The organism is Lentzea kentuckyensis (assembly GCF_002150765.1).
Lineage (GTDB): Bacteria > Actinomycetota > Actinomycetes > Mycobacteriales > Pseudonocardiaceae > Lentzea > Lentzea kentuckyensis.
Window position 1 is genome coordinate 10577 of the sequence record NZ_MUYM01000048.1, and the last position, 18277, is coordinate 28853.

At 71.2% G+C, this 18277-nt stretch carries 12 protein-coding genes; 4 read left to right on the top strand and 8 right to left on the bottom strand.

The window, feature by feature from the left end; genetic code table 11:
* Nucleotides 1-12 precede the first annotated feature (12 nt).
* The gene (locus B0F77_RS22445; RefSeq protein ID WP_086664927.1) at nucleotides 13-1011 is read left to right on the top strand and encodes a DUF1702 family protein; all 999 of its coding nucleotides are present in this window, start codon (nucleotides 13-15) and stop codon (nucleotides 1009-1011) included.
* Here the strand turns inward: B0F77_RS22445 and B0F77_RS22450 are convergent.
* From B0F77_RS22450 to B0F77_RS22470, 5 genes are read right to left on the bottom strand one after another with little or no spacing between them, the layout of a single operon-like run.
* Entirely contained in the window at nucleotides 1004-1771 is a 768-nt protein-coding gene (locus tag B0F77_RS22450; protein WP_086664928.1) for a class I SAM-dependent methyltransferase, read from the bottom strand. The genes B0F77_RS22445 and B0F77_RS22450 overlap by 8 nt on opposite strands.
* Nucleotides 1755-2750: an NAD(P)H-dependent oxidoreductase gene (locus B0F77_RS22455; RefSeq protein ID WP_086664929.1), complete on the bottom strand. Its 996-nt coding sequence runs from the start codon at nucleotides 2748-2750 to the stop codon at nucleotides 1755-1757. Before B0F77_RS22455 ends, B0F77_RS22450 begins: the two co-directional genes overlap by 17 nt.
* Entirely contained in the window at nucleotides 2731-8298 is a 5568-nt protein-coding gene (locus B0F77_RS22460; protein WP_143466851.1) for a type I polyketide synthase, read from the bottom strand. The genes B0F77_RS22455 and B0F77_RS22460 overlap by 20 nt, the downstream gene beginning before the upstream one ends.
* Nucleotides 8295-9287 (bottom strand): enediyne biosynthesis protein UnbU, encoded by a 993-nt coding sequence (locus B0F77_RS22465; protein ID WP_211293932.1) that lies wholly within the window; start codon nucleotides 9285-9287, stop codon nucleotides 8295-8297. The genes B0F77_RS22460 and B0F77_RS22465 overlap by 4 nt, the downstream gene beginning before the upstream one ends.
* A 1-nt stretch (nucleotide 9288) precedes the next feature.
* Nucleotides 9289-11118 carry a CRTAC1 family protein gene (locus B0F77_RS22470; protein ID WP_143466852.1) on the bottom strand — a complete coding sequence of 610 codons (1830 nt, stop codon included), beginning with the start codon at nucleotides 11116-11118 and terminating at the stop codon, nucleotides 9289-9291.
* A gap of 193 nt (nucleotides 11119-11311) precedes the next feature.
* Here B0F77_RS22470 and B0F77_RS22475 point away from each other — a divergent pair, with 193 nt between their 5' ends.
* Nucleotides 11312-11776, top strand: coding sequence for an acyl-CoA thioesterase (locus tag B0F77_RS22475; protein ID WP_211293933.1), 465 nt, complete (start codon nucleotides 11312-11314; stop codon nucleotides 11774-11776).
* Here B0F77_RS22475 and B0F77_RS22480 read toward each other — a convergent pair.
* The 3 genes from B0F77_RS22480 to B0F77_RS49935 are packed head-to-tail and all read right to left on the bottom strand — an operon-like array spanning nucleotide 11715 to nucleotide 15525.
* Complete coding sequence (locus tag B0F77_RS22480; RefSeq protein WP_143466853.1) at nucleotides 11715-13208, bottom strand: ABC transporter substrate-binding protein; 1494 nt, start codon at nucleotides 13206-13208, stop codon at nucleotides 11715-11717. The genes B0F77_RS22475 and B0F77_RS22480 overlap by 62 nt on opposite strands.
* Entirely contained in the window at nucleotides 13190-14797 is a 1608-nt protein-coding gene (locus B0F77_RS22485; RefSeq protein WP_143466854.1) for a peptide ABC transporter substrate-binding protein, read from the bottom strand. The genes B0F77_RS22480 and B0F77_RS22485 overlap by 19 nt, the downstream gene beginning before the upstream one ends.
* An 11-nt stretch (nucleotides 14798-14808) precedes the next feature.
* Nucleotides 14809-15525 carry an SRPBCC family protein gene (locus B0F77_RS49935; protein WP_143466855.1) on the bottom strand — a complete coding sequence of 239 codons (717 nt, stop codon included), beginning with the start codon at nucleotides 15523-15525 and terminating at the stop codon, nucleotides 14809-14811.
* Nucleotides 15526-15748: 223 nt separating this feature from the next.
* Here B0F77_RS49935 and B0F77_RS22495 point away from each other — a divergent pair, with 223 nt between their 5' ends.
* Both B0F77_RS22495 and B0F77_RS22500 read left to right on the top strand, forming a co-directional pair.
* A complete protein-coding gene (locus B0F77_RS22495) occupies nucleotides 15749-17038 on the top strand; it encodes an aminotransferase class V-fold PLP-dependent enzyme (protein ID WP_158102791.1) in 1290 nt (429 codons plus the stop codon).
* The gene (locus B0F77_RS22500) at nucleotides 17035-18267 is read left to right on the top strand and encodes an ABC1 kinase family protein (RefSeq protein ID WP_086664935.1); all 1233 of its coding nucleotides are present in this window, start codon (nucleotides 17035-17037) and stop codon (nucleotides 18265-18267) included. The genes B0F77_RS22495 and B0F77_RS22500 overlap by 4 nt, the downstream gene beginning before the upstream one ends.
* The last annotated feature ends 10 nt before the right edge of the window (nucleotides 18268-18277 follow it).

The following is an 18277-nucleotide window of genomic DNA, read 5'->3' on the forward strand; positions in this document are numbered from 1 at the left end:
GGAGGAGCAGCCGTGATCCCGCTCGTGTCGGCGCCAGTGCGCAAGCCCGCCGTGCTCCGCCGGGCGCTCCGGCCTCTGTTCACGCGCGATCCCGCGTTCCTCGACCCCGTGATGGCCCGGTTCACGTTGGACGGCGACTGGCAGCGGGACCGAGTCCGGACGATCGGCCGCTCGTTCCTCGTCGGCTACAACGCCGCGGCCACCGCCGAAAGCCTGGCAGAGGTGCACACGGCGGTGAGCGAGGTCCCTCGTTTCTACCGCCCGTTCGCGTACGAGGGCGCGGGCATGGGCTTCGGTCCCTGGTCGTACCTGCACGGGGTCGCGCTGCCGGAGTTCGCGGACCACCTCGACGAACTCACGCCCGCGACGCTCTACCAGAACTACGTGGGACTCGGCTGGTGGCTCGGCATGGTCGCGGCCCGCCGGCCACGGGCGATCGCCGCCTGCACCGCGCGGCTCGACCACCGGTACCGGCTGCTGCCCTACGAAGGGCTCGGCTTCCGCGTCGGGTTCCTCAACGCCGGCTCGCGAGCGAGGACGGCCGCGTTCGCCCGGCACGGCGAGGACGGCTCCCACGTGTGCCACCAGGGTTTCGGGCGCAGCCTGTGGTTCGTCCACATGGGAGACATCGGTCAGGCGCTCACGACGATCCAGCGGCTCGGCACCGACCATCGCGGCGACTGCGTGAGCGGCCTGGGACTCGGTTGCGCCTACAGCTGGCTCGACGCGCCGCACGGGTTCGACACCGTGCTCGCCCAGGTGCCCGCCGAGCTGAGGCCGGACTTCGCGCAGGGTGCCGCGTTCGGCTGGGAGGCACGCCAGCTGGCCGACCGGCCGTTGTTCGACGAACAGCTCGCGGCCGCCGGTCCCGAGCACCGGCGGCGGGTGCTCGATGCCGTGCGCGTCGTGCACGAGGTCCGCGACGACCTCGTGCGACGCGACCAGCGCGAGGCGTTCTACCAGCACTGGCGGCACGGGACGCGGGCGCGCGTCGGTCAGCTGATCAGCTGACCGACGCGCGCACCACCAGCCGGGGACTGCCCTCGGCGTGCGGCGCGCCGTCCAGTCCGCCGTGGACGGTCACGTCACCGAGGAAACCCGCGTCCCGCAGCATGTTCACCAGCTCGGTGGCGCCGTAGAGACGCAGGCTGTACGACCGCTCACGCCGGGTGCCGTCCGATGTGGTCCAGCGCAACGTCTCGTGCCACCGGCTGGTCACGACGTCGAAATCACGTTGGCAGCACACGAGGTCGCCGGCCCGCTCGAACCACGTCCTGCGCGCGGACGACAGCATGCGCTCCCGGTTCTCCGTGTCGATCACGAACACACCGTCCGGCCGCAGCGCCCCGCGCACGGCGGCCAGGGTCGCCCGGTCGTCGGTCTCGGCGGCGTACCCCAGCGCGGTGCCGACGTTGAACGCGGCGTCGAACTCCGACGTCCGGTCCAGGTTCACGAAATCGGCGTGCACCCAGTCGACCGTCACCCCGGCGGAACGCGCGGCGGCAGCGGCGACATCGAGCAGCGGCGCACAGCCGTCCCACCCGGTGACGACCGCGCCGGACACCGCGAGCGGCACCGCGATGCGGCCCTGCCCGCACCCGAGGTCGAGCACGCGGGAGCCCGGTTCCAGTCCGAGCAGCGCGCTCAGCGCGGCGACCTCGGCGGCCGTGCGTTCGGTGGTCAGGATGGACCCGACCATGCGGACGTAGTCGTCGTCGGCGAAGAACTCGCGCCACAGGTCGTGCTCGCGGGTATCAGCCGTCGTTGTCATGACCCACCGCCTTCAGCGTCGTGGTTCTGGCGGCGAGAGCGGCCGGTGGCACGACGACCCTCACCTCGGTCCGGTACTTCGCGCGGTAGTCCGACGGTGACATCGCGAACCACGACTTGAAGGTGCGCTCGAAGTGCGCGAGATCGCGGTATCCCACGGCGTGACAGATGCCGGAGACCGGATCGGTGGTCTCGGACAACAGCTTGCGGGCACCGCTGAGCCGCAGCATGGTCACGAAGTCGATGAACCGCCTGCCGGTCTGGGACTTGAAGGTGCGGGAGAAGTGGAAGCGACTCATGTGCGCGCACTTCGCCGCGGCGTCCAGGGTGAGATCCGGCTCGGCGTAGTTCTCCCGGATGAACGCGACGGCGGCGGTGATGCCCGGCGACAACTGCCCCGCCCACGGCTTCGGCGGCCCTGATCCGTCGCTGGTCTCGCCACCGGACTCGGCCGCCCCGCGCAACCGCGTGGCGAACCACAGCAACTCCTCGACGAACCTGAGCACCCGCTCGCACAGTTCCTGCGTCGTCAGCTCGTACCGGTCCCCCATCCGCAGGAAGTCGCTGTCGTGCGCGACCACCTCGGTCGGGATCACCAGGCCGCGCATCGCCGACGCCACCGAACGCAGGTGCTCGGTGGCGATGACCGCCTGCCCGCCCCTGGTCGACATCAGGCCCACGGGCTTGCCCGCGAACTGACCGGAGTCGAGCTGGTCCAGCAGTTGCTTCAGGCTGCCGGAGAACGAGCTGTGGTACTGCGGCGTCACCAGGACGATCGCGTCCGCGACCCGCGCCGCCTCGCGCAGTTCCTCGGCGCGGTCCTCGCCCGCGGTGCCGTGCAGGTGCCACCGGTGCGACTCGCCGCCCTTGGCCACCACCGCCCCGGCCGCCACCTCGAGCAGCGCTCCCGAGCGGGAGGGGTCGGTCAGGCTGCCGCCCAGCAACAACACCCGCACGGGTTCACGTGGTGTCCGGTCCACCCTGCTCCCCCTCGTCGGACGGCACGCGCAGCACGACGTCCGCGCCGTCGACCCGGCCGTGCCAGGTGATCACGCCGCCCCGCACCGACCAGCCGTCGTCCGTGTCCTGGTCCGGAGCGCGCCGGGCGGTGTCGAGCACGACCAGCCCACCGTCGCCGGACCGCACCCGCACGTCCCGGCCGGTGAGCTCCGCCAGCCGGCGCTGGGCGTACGCGGCCGCGATCTCAGGTGCCCAGGAATCGGGCAGCGGCAGCGGTTCGACCATCCTCAACCGCAGCCCGGTCCAGCGTTCGGTCACCTCGCCATCGGCGTTGTGCACGGTGAGGTCGTAGGTCAGCTCGTCCGGTCCGCTGTCCGTCTCGACACCGACCGCCCGCACGACGGCACCGTGGTGGCGCCCGGTCAGTTCGATGCGCTCGACCGCCACGGGCAGCACCCGCCGGTGCGGCACGCAGGCCTGCGCCGCGTGGATGAACGCGTCCCGCGCACCGAAGTCGCCGAGCACGAGCCGGGGCGGCAGGAACGCGCTGAACCACGCCGCGCCGGCGTCGACCGCGATGTCGGCGACGCAGCGCCGTGCCTGCAGCTCGCGATATCCGCGCACGCGCTGGAACCTGCGGCCGTGGAAGAGCTGCCGCGCGTAGAGGTCCGGCTGCTCGACGAGGCTCGCTTCCTCAGCTGCCACGGGTTCGATGGCGGACACCTCGGTGAGCAGGCACCGCGCCCGGAAGTGGTCGACGTCGCCGCACCGCAACGCCACCTCGACGCCCTGCGCGGTCACGACGGCGGCGAGTCTGATCGTGCGACCGGACTCGGGCACCGTCACCGGTCGGGCGAGCCGGACGTCGGCGAACCCGGTGACGGGCAGGCCGGTGAGCGCGTGCGCCACCTGTGCCATCGCCTCCAGACCGGTCACCGCGGGCAACAGCGGTGTCCCGCCCAGCGCGTGGTCGAGCAGGTAGGGATCGGTCGCGGTCGACAGCTCCGCGTCCACAACGAGTTCCGTGCCTGGGTAATGCAGCACCGTCTTCTCCAGGAACCGCAACGGCGGCAGGGGCGCAGCGGCGAACCGGACGGTGGGCGGCAGCCCGAACCGACTGGTCACCAATACGGTCGTGGGCAGGTCGTCCTCGTCGACGATCCTGGTGAGCAACGCCAGAGCGTCCTCTGTGGACATCGGCATCACCCCTCGGCGCACGAGGGAGTCCAGGACGCCGAGCCGGTCCCCCATGCCCGCCGACGCCCACACGGACCACTCGATCGTGCGGCACCGGCACCGCGGCAGACGTCGCGCGGCTTCTTCGACCGCGAGCCGCAACCAGTCGTTCGCAAGCGCGTAGTGCGCCTCGCCGCGCATGCCGATCTCGCCGATCACCGACCCGAACGCCACGAGCAGCCGCAGCCGTTCCGGTTCGACCGAGTCGAGCACCGCCGACAGCCCGACGACCTTCGGCGCGAGGGCGGCGGACAGGGCCGTGCCGTCGAGATCGCGCAGCAACGCGGGATGGTTGGTGCCGGCCGCGTGCAGGATCGCCGTCGGCTCACCGAGGTCCTGCCGCACCTGCTCCACCGCCGCCGCGACCTCCGCGTGATCGGTGACGTCGGCACTCAGGTACCGGGCCTTCAGTCCGAGCGCGTCGAACCGGGCCAGCGTGGCGGCGACCTCGGGGTCGTCGGGTGCGGACCGGCCGAGCAACGCGACACGTGCCTCGCAGCGTTGCGCCAGCGCCAGTGCGGCTTCGGCACCGATCCCCTTGCCGCCGCCCGTTACCAGAAGGACATCGCCGGCACCGAGCACAGCGGCCTCGCCGAGCGGGTCACCGTTTCGGTGGGCGGCGGCCGGCATCGGCAACTGCCGCACAGCTCCCTCGCCGACCAAATCACCATTCCGGTCAGCGGCGACGAGCACCGGCACCTGCCGCACAGCACCCTCGCCGAGCGAGTCACCATTCCGGTCAGCGGCAGCCGGCACAGGCGCCTGCCGCACGGCGCCGTTGCCGACCGACTCACCACCCCGATCCGCCACCTGCCGCACACCACCGTCGCCGAGCGGATCACCACCCCGATCAGCGACCGCCAACACCGGCACCTGCCGCACCGGCCCGGACCGGTGGATCCCGCCCCACCCCAGCCGGACCTCCGCGAACCCGTCCCCGGTCTCCGCCTCAACACGGGCCTCGTCGAGCAACTCCGCAGCGGCGTCCACCGCCACGTCGATCACGCGCACCACAAGGTCGGGACGTTCGAACACGACCGAGCGCGCAATGCCTCCCCCGCCACCGCCGTGCTGCACCACCACAAGGCGCGTCACCTCGGGGTCAGCGCACGCCTCGCGCACCGCGGTCAGCAGGTGCTCGGCGTCCGCAGGACGGCGTCTCGGATCCAGGCAGACCACGACGCCCTTCGCCGCGGCGGGTTCGGACGAGCGGAAGGCACCCCGCACGCCAAGCGCGAGGGGGTGGTCGTCCGCGACGGCCACGTTCCAGCGGCACGGTGTGGTGCGCGCGTGCCCGCGTGACTGCTTCACCCAGTTGACGGTGAAGGTCCTGGCCCACGGCACGACCGGCGAGACCACGCCCGAGGTGCCGTCGTGCGGTGGTGAGGCCGCCAGCAGCGCGGCGAGCTCGGCCACCGTCGAGTCCGCGAACGACACGGCCTCGTCGAGCGGGCGCACGCCGAGCCGGTCCGCCGCCTCGCTCGCTATCTGCACCAGGGTGATGGAGTTCAGGTGCAGCTCGGTCAGCAGGCGCGCGTCCTGGCCGACCGCGTCGACGGGCAGTTCCGCCTGGGCCGCGATCAGACCGCGCAGCAACGTCAGCTCGTCGCCGCCCTCGTCGCGCACCACCACCGGTGCCGGGACGAGGTCCTCGGCCGGGGGCACCACTTCGCACGGGTTGGCCAGGAACGTCCGTGGCTCCAGCGCCGGGCGCTCCGGGCGCTCTCGGCCCGCGGCCAGCACGTCGAACGCGATCCGCGCACCTGCCACGAAAGCCTGTGCCAGCACCGAGAACAGGCCGGCGAGGGTGGGCGCGCCGGCATCGACCGCGGCCGCACCCGTGAGGTCGGCCAGGACGCGGCCGGGGCCGACCTCCACCAGCAGGTCGGTCTCGCCCAGCCGCTGCAGCGCGGGGTGGAACCGCACGGGCCGCACGACCTGGTCGCACAGCAGCGCGCGCACGTCGGTGTCCGGTGTGAGCGCGTTTCCCGTGACGGTGGACAGGACCTGCCGTGCGGGAGCGGAGAACGGCACCTCCTCCAGCGCGTCGGCCAGCGGTTCGATCGCGGGGGCGACGAGGGCCGAGTGGAACGCGTGCGACACCCGCAACCGTGTCACCCGGATCCCGCGCCGGCCCGCCCTGCGCTCGACCTCGGCGATGGCGTCGGCCTCGCCGGAGACCACGGTCCTGGTGGGACCGTTGAGAGCCGCCACCACCGCGGCCAGTCCGTCGAGCAACTCTGCGGTGCTCGCCGCGCTCGCCGCGACGTCGAGCATCGCGCCGCTGCCGGGGCAGTCGGCCATCGCCCGGCCGCGTGCGGTCACCACGTCGAGCAGCGCTCGTCTCGACAACACGCCCGCCCAGTGCAACGCGGTCAGCTCGCCGAGGCTGTGGCCGATCGCCGCGTCGGCCTCCACGCCGAGCGCGCGCAGCACCTCCAGCGCGGCGACCGAGCAGGTCGTGATCGCGGGCTGGGCGACCGCGGTGTCGCGGAGGTTCCCGTCGGCCGGCTCCCGCAGGCCCGCGTCGGCGAACACCTCGGCCGCGACGGGGAAGCGACGGGCGAGCGCCGCGCCGTCGAGCCGGGTCGGCGATCCCTGGCCGGAGAACAGGAACCCGATGCGCGGTGGCCGCCGGTGCTCGCCCAGCCAGGTGCCGGGCGACGGCGTCCCCGCGAGCACCGCGTCCAGGCGCGTCACGAGCTGGGCCGGGCTGTCCGCGAGCACCGCGGCCCGCCACGGCAGATCGGCGGGAGCACGCTCGGTCGCGAGGTCGCGCACCTGCCCGAAGCTCATCCCGCGGGCGGCCGCGCGCACCCCGGCCACCTCGGCCAGCAGCTCGTCCCGCGACGCCGCGGCGAACGGGATCAGCTCCACGTCCTGCGCGGTGCGGGCGAGCAGCCGTTCGCGGCCGGTCAGCGTCGTGCGGCGGACGGGCGTGGCGCCCTCCACGGTGATGTGGGTGTTGATCCCGCCGAACCCCATCGCGCTCACCCCGGCCCGCACCGGCCGATCGGCCGGCCACACCCGCGGCTCGCGCAGCACCCGCAGCGGCGCGTCGGCGGCGAGCAGCTCGGCGTGCGGGTTCTCGCACCCCGTCACCGGCGGCAACACCTGCCGGTCCACGCTCAGCACCGCCTTGATCAGTCCGGCCACCCCGGCGGCCGCCTTGGTGTGACCGATGTTCGCCTTGATCGTCCCGATCGCGGCGCCGCCGGGCGCGGCACCGGCCGACCGGCAGGCCTCGCTCAGCGCGGCGAGCTCGACCGCGTCGCCGTGGCTGGTGCCGGTGCCGTGGCCCTCGAACAGGGCGACCGTCCCGATGTCGTACCCGGCCATGTCGTAGGCACGGCGCAGGGCGAGCAACTGCCCGGCCCGTTCCGGCCTGGTGAGTCCACCCGCGCCGTCCGACGACACACCCCAGCCGCGGATCAACGCGTGGATCCGGGCACCCCACGCGACCGCGTCCGAGTGCCGGGCCAGCGCGACGATGCCGCACCCCTCGCCCGGCCAGAAGCCGGAGGAAGCCCGGTCGTAGACGCGCATCACGCCGGTCGCCAGCGCCTGCGTCTTCGCGAACCCGACGAGCTCGAACGGGTCGAGGCTCAGGTCCACCCCGCCCGCCAGCACGAGATCGAGGTCGCCCCGCCGCAACGCCTGCGCGGCGTTGACCACCGCGAGCAACGACGACGCGCACGCGCCGTCGACGGTGAAGCCACCGCCGTTGAAGTCGAACTCGTTGCAGATCCGGCCCGCGATGGTGTTGGACAGCCCGCCGCTGAGCGAATCCTCGCCGATCGGCGCGAACGGCGCCTTGAACTCCCGTTCGAGCTCGGTGAGGAACTCGGTGACGTCCGGGTCCTCCCATCCCTTGCCGCGCAGTGCGTTCGCGACGACCCTGCCGACGTAGGGCCACCTGAGGCGCAGCACGGAGGTGCGGGAGAACTCTCCGGTCAGGGTGTTGCCGAGCACGACCCCGACCCGTTCGCGGTCCACCGGCACCGAGCCGGGGAAGCCCGCGTCGGCCAGCGTCTCCCCCGCCACGTCGAGCGCCAGCCAGTGCGTGAGGTCGGTGGCCCGGTAGGTCGCACCGGAGACGCGGTGACGCACCCGGTCGAACTCGTAGTCCTCCAGCACCGCCGCGTGGGTGGAGTACACCATGTCCGGTGCCGCCGGATCCGGCGAGTGGTAGTCGGCCAGCCGCAGCCGCTCGTCCGGCAGGCGGCGGAACGACCGGCGCTGGCTCAGCACGTTGCGCCACAACCGGCTCGGGTCGTCGGCCTCCGGGTAGCGGCAGGCCATGCCGATGATCGCGAGCGCGTCGTCCGTCACGACAGCCGCCTCTCGGTCGTCTTCGCGCGGGTGTGCCGGGCCCACAGGTAGAGACCGCGGCCGGCACACACCACGACGAGGCAGAAGAAGATCCCGTAGGAGACGTGGATCAGCATGAAGAACGCGTAGGCGGCGGCGCTGGCCAGGCCGAACGCCACCTGGTTGCGCTTCCCCGTGGGCGTCGTGCCGGGATCGGTGATCATGTAGTTGGTGAAGAGGATGAACGCGACGCCCGTCATCGGCGCGAGCGCGCCGAGCACCGAGATGTCGGTGAACACCGCGCGCAGGATCGCCTGCAGGGCGAACCCGCCGACCCAGCCGGCGATCAGCGGCCACTTGCCGGTCAGCTGCGTGTTGATCATCAGCCCGCTCATCAGCAGCAGGGCGGGAATGATCCAGTCGAGCGGACCGCCGAACGTCGCGGTGAAGTGGTACGGCATGCCGATGCCGACCCACGGGAAGATCACCAGGGTGGCCGAGATGCCGAGGTTCGACGGGTTGAACACGTGCCGCATCCGCCCGTTGACCGGCGCGCGCCACAGGTACTTGGCGCCCGCCGCGACGACCGCGGCGAAGGCGAACGGCCACAGCATGCCGCCCGGATAGATGAGCAGCGCGATCGCCATGCCCGCGATGTGCGAGGGCAGCAGGAAGTTCACCAGCCGCAGCACCCCGCCGCGGTACTCGGCGCGGCGACCGTGTCCCCACGCGTCGATCATCTCCAGCAGCAGCGCGGCCGCGTAGGACGTCAGGGTGGACACCACCGGTGCCGCCCACGGCGTCTCCAGGCCGAGCCACAGGTGCCCCACGACGGTGAAGATCGTGATCGTGGTCGCGAACCGCCGCAGTGCCGCGAGCCGCTTGTCCTTGGGCACCAACGCACTCGCTGGAGGTGCTGGTGCGGCGGGCTCCGAAGTGGCTGGTGCGGCGGCCGCCGGTGGCGCGATCACCTCGTGCGGTTGTGCGGGCCGCGTCGCCTTGATCGCCATGTCACGCTCCCAACAGGATGGTGTGACGGCCTGTCGTCACGGCCGAGGTGTGGTGCCGGACCGCGCCCTTGGCGTCCCGCCAGCTGAGCTCGACCGAGACGGGCGTCGCCGTGCCGAGGCCGAAGTGGAGCTCGGCGCTGCGCACGCTGGCGTGCCCGTTGCCGCCGTCGACCTGGGCGGTGAGCCTGCGTCCGTCGGTGAGGACGACCGTCGCCGTCGCGCCGATCGCGGGCGTGCCGCGCAGCTTGTCGCCCTCGTCTCCCCCTGCGATCCGGAACGCGGTCCCGTCCTGCGGCAGGAGCAGCCGCAACACCGTGCTGCGCTCGTCGCCGGTACCGCGGTTGAGGTAGAAGAACGACTCGGCCCACTGGCGGGCCACCGCGAGATCGAGTCTTCCGTCGCCGTTCACGTCCGCGGTCGCGACTCCCCGGCTCACGCCGGCGTCGCGCAGCCCGATCACGTCCGCGACGTTGCTCCAGCGGCCGTCCGGTCCGCGCACGAAGAACTGGTCGTCCTGGTTGCCCGCGAGCTCCCACCCCGGCGTGTGGTTCATCCACGCGCCCGTGTACCGCAGCAGTCCGTCGTTGGCCATGGCCAGTTCGGAGACCTGTGGCCACAGGTTCGCTGTGCCCTCGGTGAACCCGGTCGACTGCACCAGTTCCGGCACGGAGTCGTTGTCGAAGTCGCCGAACTTGGCGTCCCAGCCCCATCCGCTGCGCGACAGCGAGAGATCCTCGCTGCGGTCGGTGAACGGTGCGCGGCCGGCGTCGAGATCGTCCGCGCTGCCGGTGTTGAGCCAGGCGAAGTTGCTCTCCATCAGACCGAACTCGCAGGAGATGTTGCTGACGAACATGTCCGTGTGCCCGTCGGAGTTCATGTCGGCGAAGTCGATTCCCATGCCCTTGAACGAGTCGACGCCGAGCTGCTTCGACCGCGGCACGGCGAAGCCCGCCTCGCCGCGGACCTCGGCGAGCCGGACCCGGCCCGGCGTCGACCGGTTCACGAACAGCCGGTCCGGCCCGAAGTCGTGCGCGAAGTACAGCTCGGGCAACAGGTCTCCGTTGAGGTCCTGTGCGCCGATGGCGAGAGTCCATCCCGCGGCCGCGTCCGGTGTGAGCACGTCGCGCGCCTCGCTGAAGCCGCCCTTGCCGTCACCGAGGTAGATCCGGTCGATCCCGCCGTTGAAGGCCCGCGACATCGAGTCCTGCATCTGCGTCGCCGGCTCGAACTTCGCGCTGGGGTCGAGCAGCCGGGCGCCGTCGGGGAAGTAGTTGCCGACGATCAGGTCGAGTTTGCCGTCACCGTCGACGTCGGTGCTCAGGACCGTGTCGGTGTACCAGCGCTGATCGCGGTCGGGCACGAGTTCGGACGGCGTGAAGACCCCACGGCCGAACGGACCTGGGTCGTGGCGGAACAACACCGGTGTGCGGCCCCAGTAGTAGGTCAGCACGTCGGTGTCGGCATCGCCGTCGACGTCCAACGGCAGGCAGCCCATCGGCGCCATCGTCCTGTCCATGTGCAGCGGCGCCACGTCGAGCACGAACGGCCGGTAGCGCTCGGTCGCGTGGGCCGGCGACACCGTGATCGTGTCCGTTCTCGGGTCGGACAGGCACAGGTCGTCGGCCCGGCCGTTGCCGTCGAGATCCCCCATCGCGACGGCGGCGCCGACCGCGGAGATCCACGCGGAGATCTTCTCCAGCTCCGCGGCGACCGGACGCTCGGTCCGCATGCCGTCGACCGCGACCGAGGCGATCGGCGTGCGGTCGAACGCGAACCGGTCGCGCAACTCGGCCGGGTCGCCGGCGGCGGCTGACGGCAGTCTCGTGAACAATGCGACGACAAAGATCAGTATTACCGCGAAGAATGCGGAAGAGTACTTCTTCAGACCCGACGGGCGACTCACCGAATACCCCCTAGTCGACTGACCAACTAAGTATCCGAAAATGCCCCTCGCAGTGTCAACGCGCAATATAAGGAGCAATATCGGCAGCATTGACTCAAACGCGAACACCAACCTAGATTCGATGGTCATGCGAACGCGCTACGAGTATCGGCACACGGTCACGCTCGACGAGACGAACCTGCTCGGCAACGTCTACTTCGCCCACTACGTGCGCTGGCAGGGCCACTGCCGGGAACTGTTCCTGCGCACGTACGCACCCTCGGTGTTCGCCGAGCTGGACGCCTCGCAGGCGATCGTGACGACGCGGTGCGGCTGCGAGTACCTCGCCGAGCTGATGGCGTTCGACGAGGTCGCGGTGCGGATGCACGCGGGCGAGGTGACCACGAACCGGCTCACCCTGCTGTTCGAGTACTGGCGCATCGGCGAGAACGGCGAGGAACTCGTCGCCAGGGGTGAACAGCAACTCGCCTGGCTGGTGCGCGACGGCGCGCGGTTCCTTCCCGATCAGGTACCGGATGAATTGCTCACCGCAATTGATGCCTATCTGCGCGGGAACCAGCCAGCCGCCATTGGTGCAGATACATGAACCGGTTCGCCGCCGTCTCCGGCAGTTCCGGCATCACCACCGTGTCCCGCACGGCGTCCACCACGACGGGGTGGAACAGGAAGAGCTGCGGGGCGTCCGCGACGATCGTCCGCAGCGCCTCTCCGACGAGCTCCTTGCGGGCGGCCACGTCCAGTTCGGTCTGGCCGGCGTCGAGCAGGCGGTCGACCCGGCGGTCGCGGTAGGCGAGCCGGTTCCAGCCGACCGGCGTGAGCATCGACGAGTGGTAGAACGCGTGCAGGAACGCCGGATCCGGGTGCGGCACCAGCGCCATCACCAGCGCCTCGAACTCACGGGTCCGCACGCGGGTGTGCAGCAGGTCCGCCATCGGCAGGGCCTCGATGCGCACGTCCACCCCGATCTCGGCGCACTGCGTCGCGATCAGCTCTGCCGTCTGCCGCTTGACCTCGTCGCCCTCGACCGTGGAGATCGTGAACGCGAGATCGCCGATCCCCGCCTCGCGCAGCAGGTGCCGGGCGAGCCGCGGGTCGTGCTCGAACCTCGGCAGGTCGTCGCGGTACCACGAACCGCCGGGAGCGAACGGACCATGCGCGACCTGTCCCTCGCCACCCAGCACCCGAGCGACGAGCGCGGCCCGGTCCACGGCGTGACACAGGGCGCGCCGCACCCGCCGGTCGGCGAACTTCGGATGGCCGGTGTTGAAGCCCAGGTACGTGAAGCCGGCGTCGAGCGAGCGCACCAGCCGGACCTCCGCGGCGGCTTCGGCTCTGGCCGCGAGCCTCGGCGACAGGCCGGGCACGAAGTCCGCCTGTCCTGTCAGCACTTGCTCCAGCGCACTGTCCTGATCGGACACGACCCGCCACACCACCTCGTCGAGCGGTGGCCTGCCGAGGTGGTAACCGGTGTGCGCACGCAACACCAGTTCGGAGTCCGAACGGCCGGCGAACCGGAACGCGCCGGACCCGACCGGCGCCGCGTTGGCCGGGTGGTCGCGCAGCGGACCGTCCGCGTAGACGTGCCGGGGAATGATCGGCCGCCACGCCAGCGCCGAAAGGAACGGCGCGTAGGGCGCGGGCAGCACGGCTCGCAGATGTCCCGGATCCACCGCGAAGAAGCGGATCGGCTCACCCCGCACGAGGAACTCGGGACGACGCGCGCTCGCGACCTCCGGATCGAGGATCGACTCGAACGTGAACACCGCGTCGTGCGCGGTCACCTGGCGGCCGTCGTGCCAGCGCGCCTCGGGCAACAGCTCGAAGTCCCAGGTCAGCCCATCCGGCGACCGGGTCCACCCGCGCAGGAGCCGGCCCGGCACGTGCTGCCCGGCACGATCGGTGAGCACGAGGTGGTCGAAGATCCGGTTGAGCACCTCGCCGGTCGCCAGGTCGCTGTAGAGGATCGGGTTGAGCACGCCGGTGCCCTGTGCCCGCGCGATCACGACGCTTCGGTCCACCGCCACTCCCAGGCGTTCCAGGTGACGTACGAACCGAAGATGCCGACCGGCCGGACGTTGCTCAGGCCGCGGTGACCGGTCGTGACACCGGGCGGGAAGAACAACGGCAGTGACGGCAGTTCACGCGACCACACGAGTTGTTGGGCCCGCATCAGCTCCCACCGGTGTTGGTCGTCTTCGGCCGTGGTCATCGCATCGAGCAGAGCGTCGTTCTCGGCGTCGCGCCATCCGCACACGTTGATCCCGTACCACTCGTTCTCGTCCGGGATCTTCGACGAGTGCCAGAGCAGGTAACCGTTGCTCTCCATGCCCATCGACCACGCGAACATGGCGAGGTGCGGGAACTGGCGCCGGCGGAACCGCGGAAACGCCTCGTCGGCGGGCGCGAGCTCCACGCGCAGGTCCACCCCCACCCGGCCGAGCTGGCGTTGCAGCATCAACGCCGCCTCCGGCCTCGTCGACGACGCGGTCCACCGTCCCGTCGCGGCCGGTTTCGTGGTCAGCAGCGACAGCGACAGCGGTTCGCCCGCGCGATCGACGAGCACGCCGTCCGGCCCGTCCGTGAAACCCGCCTCCCGCAACAGGTTCCGCGCCCGTTCCGGGTCGTGCGGGTAGGTCTGCGCCGCCGGCTGGTACGCGGGATGGCTGGGCGGCAACCACGAGGAGGCCGGCTTCGGCACGCCGCTGTGCAGCTCCCGCGAGATCTCCTCGACGTCGATGGCGTGCGCGAGCGCGTGCCGCACCCGGCGGTCGGCCAGCACCGGGTCGTCGAGGTTGCAGTCGATGTGTTCCCACAGAAGGGAATCGGTGTACCGCACCTCCACCTGAGGTGCGCGCTCGGCGATGTAGGCGCCGTCCGCCGGGCTGAACGAGGTCAGGTCGGTCACGTCGACCTCGCCCGCGATCACCGCCTCCCGCAGCTCTTCCGGCCCCGGGTAGAAGCGGAAGACGATCCGCTCGACCACGGGACATCCCCGCGGATGCTCGCCGTTGGCGCGCACGCTGAGGTGTGAGCCTTCCACCCACTCCTCGAACCAGTACGCGCCGTTGTACGTCGGTGCGCGCAGGAACGGGTGCACGTCACGAACTTCCTGGCGGTGCAGGTCCTCACCGGCCAGCAGATGTCTCGGCAGCACGGTCCCCCACTCCTCGAAGGGAGCGAACGGCCGGTCGGCGCGCCAGCGCACCACGAGCGTCAACGGATCGTCGGAAGGGACGAGCATCTCGCTGATGCTCTCGATCACCGTGTGGTGCGGGTACGGGGGCGGTGTCGAGCTCAGCAGCTCGTAGGTGAACAGGGCGTCGTGCGCGGTGACGGGACGTCCGTCGTGCCACCGCACGCCGTCCCGCAGCCGCCACCGCACCTCGGTGCGCCCGTCCGGCAGGACCCGCCAGCCGCCGTTCGCGCGGGTCGGGATCTCGGTCGCGAGCTCGGGCCACGGCCGCCACCGGTCGTCGTAGCGCACGAGTTTGAGCATCACCGTGCTGAGCACGGCCCAGCTGGCGTGCCGGAGGCTGAAGTCCTGCACGAGCACGTCCGGTTCCTCGCACAGGCCGACCACCACGGCCTCGTAACCGATCGCGGGCACCACGACCACCTCTACATCGCCGAGCCGAAGGTGAGCGGCACCCGGTGCGGCATGCCGTCGCGCAGCACGCCGAACACCGCCCCGTCCCCCGGCTTGTACGGGCTCAGCAACGCGCGGAAGCCGCGGAAGTCGTCGAACTCGCGGTCGTCCAGGGCCACCACCACGTCGCCCGGCCGCAGCCCCGCGTCCGCCGCGGGCGCGCCGTCGACGACGGCGAGCACCTGGATGCCGCGCTGCCCCTCGGTCACGACGTCCGCGCTCACGTACCGCAGTCCCATGCGCAGGCCCTGCCAGACGACCGGCCTGATGTCCTCGCCGTCCTCGACGTAGGCCTTGAGCACTTTGAGGTCCGTCGCCCAGCCGAGGTCCATGCTCTCGCGCAGCCACTGCTCGGCGACCCCGGACCCGTAGCCCTCCAGCAGCACCGTCACCGCCGTGCGCCGGTCGTCCAGGTCCTCGAGGTCGATGGTGTTCAGGTAGTGGTAGCTGTCGTTGTCGTTGAACACCAGGTTGTCCTGCACGAGCCGCCGGGGTGGGTCGACCACCATGAACGTGCCGGGACGAGACGGCCCGTAGGCGTACTCGTAGAGAAAGGACCCGCCGACCCGCAGGTCGAGGTGGGCGTCGGTGGTCTCCCACCGGTTGAGCTCGCCGGTGTCGGTGAGCGCTGCCCACACCCGGTCCCTGGCCGCTTCGATGATGATCGTGTTGCTGCTGTTCCGCTTCATCGGCACCTAACCTCCCGGCGAATTACGCCCACCTTTCTAACCGAGCGGAGACAATGCGCACAACGCTTAGCAAGAATTGCCGTAGAGCAGATATTGCGGTGCGCCGACCAATTTCCGCAACATAGTCCTCATTGCTTGCCGCACACCCCACCAGCAGCTATGTTCAGCGCCAATTGACATCGGGGAAAGGTCCGCCATGATCCCTGGGGAAAATGTCTCTCAGGTGCGCAGACGTGCACTCCTGACCGGAGGAACGGTAATTGCCGCGAGTGCGCTGCTGCCCGCGACCGCGAGCGCGAGCCCGTTCGATCCCGGCGACTGGTCGTCGGTGCGACGCCAGTTCCGGCTGTCGCACGACTACCTCCAGTTCTCGGCGTACATGCTCTCCGCGCAGAGCGCACCCGTGCGCGAGGCCGTGGCGAAGGTCCGCGACCAACTCGACGTCGATCCCTATCTGCACGGCCTGGGCGCGAGCGACATCAACCACGGCGTCGGGATCCGCGCGGCGCTCGCGGACCACCTCGGCGGCGCACCCGGTGAGGTGGCGCTGACCGACAGCGCGACGATGGGCATCGGGTTGCTCTACAGCGGCCTCGGCCTCGCGCCCGGCGACGACGTGGTCACCACCGAGCACGACTTCTACGCCACGCACGAGGCGTTGCGGCTCAAGGCATCGACGAGCGGCGCCGTCGTGCGCCGCATCCGGCTCTACGACGACCCGGCCGCCGCGTCCACCGACCGGATCGTCGGTTCCCTGATCGCCGCGATCCGGCCGGAGACCCGCGCTCTCGCGCTGACCTGGGTGCATTCGAGCACCGGCGTGAAGCTGCCGCTGGCCGAGATCGCCGCGGCGCTGCGGCCGGTCAACGCCGAACGCCCGCCCGCGCACCGCGTGCTGCTCTGCGTGGACGGTGTGCACGGCTTCGGCGCCCAGGACGTCACCGTCGCGCGGCTCGGCTGCGACTTCTTCATCTCCTCGCTGCACAAGTGGATGTTCGGTCCGCGCGGCACCGGGTTCGTCTGGGGCACCGAGGACGCGTGGCGCCGCGTGACGCCGGTCGTCCCGAGCTTCTCGATCCCCGCGATCCTCGGCTGGATCGAGGGCAAACCACCCGTGGGTCCACCGGGAGAGCTCAACACCCCCGGTGGGTATCACACGTTCGAGAACCGCTGGGCGGTGCCGGCCGCGCTCGACTTCCACCGCCGCATCGGGCAGGCGCGCATCGCCGGCCGGGTCGTCGAGCAGGCGAGCAGGCTCAAGGCGGCCCTGAGCGAGATGCGGCACGTCCGGCTGATCACGCCGCGCGACCCCGCCCTGTCCGCCGGGCTCGTGTGCTTCGAGGTGGACGGCTTCGACTCCACGGGTGCGGTCGAGCGGCTGTTCCACCAGCACCAGGTCGCGGCGACCGACACCCCGTACCGGCCGTCCTACGTGCGGATGGGGCCGTCCATCGTGACGACGCCGCGTGAGGTCGACCGGGCGGCGGCCGCGGTGGCCAGGTTGCGGCCATGACGGTCTGGTTCCGCGTCGCACGGGTGGTCGCGGTGACCGTGATCAGCACGCCCGCGCTCGCCGTCCTGTACGGGGTTCTGCTCGTGGTCACGTCCAGGCCCTCCGCACGACGCCGCACCGCCCGCGCGGCGGTCCGCGTCGTCCAGGCGCTCGGACCGGCGTTCGTCAAGGTGGGACAACTGGTCGCGTCCCGGCGCGACCTCCTGCCGGCCGAGGTGATCAGTGAGCTGTCCGTGCTCACCGAGTCCGTCCGGCCGCTGTCCGCCCGGCGCAGTCGCGCGGTGCTGCGGCCGCTGATGCCGTTCCTGCGCGAGGTCGACCAACGGCCGGTGGCGGCGGGCAGCATCGCGTGCGTGTACCGGGCGCGCAGGCACGACGGCCGCGAGGTGGCGCTCAAGGTGCGCAGGCCGGGAGTGGACCGGGCGATGCGCGCCGATCTCGCGCTGGTCCGCGGAACCGCCCGAGTCCTCGCGACGGTGGTGCGCGGTGTGCCGATCGCCGAGATGACCGGGCACGTGTGCGCCGCGGTGAGCGGCCAGCTGGACTTCGTCGCCGAGGCCCGCAGCCTGGACTCGTTGCGGCACAACCTGTCCGGCATCTCCACCGCGCTCGTGCCCGCGGTGCACCACGATCTCAGCACCACCGACTGCGTGGTGATGGACTACGTGCCCGGCCTGTCCTCGACGATCGAGCACCGGGGAGAGACCGGGGTGCGGCTGGCGCGGGACACGCTCAAGGTGTTCTTCCGCATGCTGTTCATCGACAGGTTCGTGCACTGCGACCTGCACCCCGGCAACCTCTACTACACCCGCGCGGGCGAGGTGGTCGTGCTGGACGCCGGTTTCTGCGTGCTGCTGCCCGATCGGGTGCACCGCCAGTTCACCGAGTTCTTCTACCACTTCGGCAACGGCAACGGAGAACGCTGCGCCGAGGTGATGATCGACAGCGCGGTGTCGCGGCGGCAGGACGCGGACCTCGCCGCCTTCCGGGAGGGCGTCGCGGATCTGGTGGCCCGCAACGCACGCGTGCCCGCCAAGGAGTTCAGCATGGCCGGCTTCACGGCGGGACTGTTCGACCTGCAGCGCACCTGTGGTCTCTACGGCGACGCCCGGTTCGTCTTCCCGCTGCTGTCGATCCTCGTGCTCGAGGGAACACTGCGCGACCTCCACCCGGACCTGGACTTCCAGGCGGCGGCGACGCCCTATCTCCTGCGTGCGATGGCGAAGTGAGGAGAAGCCG

Excerpts from the sequence above, each read along its gene's own strand:
- B0F77_RS49935 (WP_143466855.1), bottom strand. The coding sequence starts at position 15,525 with ATGAAGCGGAACAGCAGCAACACGATCATCATCGAAGCGGCCAGGGAC.
- B0F77_RS22475 (WP_211293933.1), top strand. The coding sequence starts at position 11,312 with ATGGTCATGCGAACGCGCTACGAGTATCGGCACACGGTCACGCTCGAC.
- B0F77_RS22500 (WP_086664935.1), top strand. The coding sequence starts at position 17,035 with ATGACGGTCTGGTTCCGCGTCGCACGGGTGGTCGCGGTGACCGTGATC.
- B0F77_RS22450 (WP_086664928.1), bottom strand. The coding sequence starts at position 1,771 with ATGACAACGACGGCTGATACCCGCGAGCACGACCTGTGGCGCGAGTTC.
- B0F77_RS22465 (WP_211293932.1), bottom strand. The coding sequence starts at position 9,287 with ATGGCGATCAAGGCGACGCGGCCCGCACAACCGCACGAGGTGATCGCG.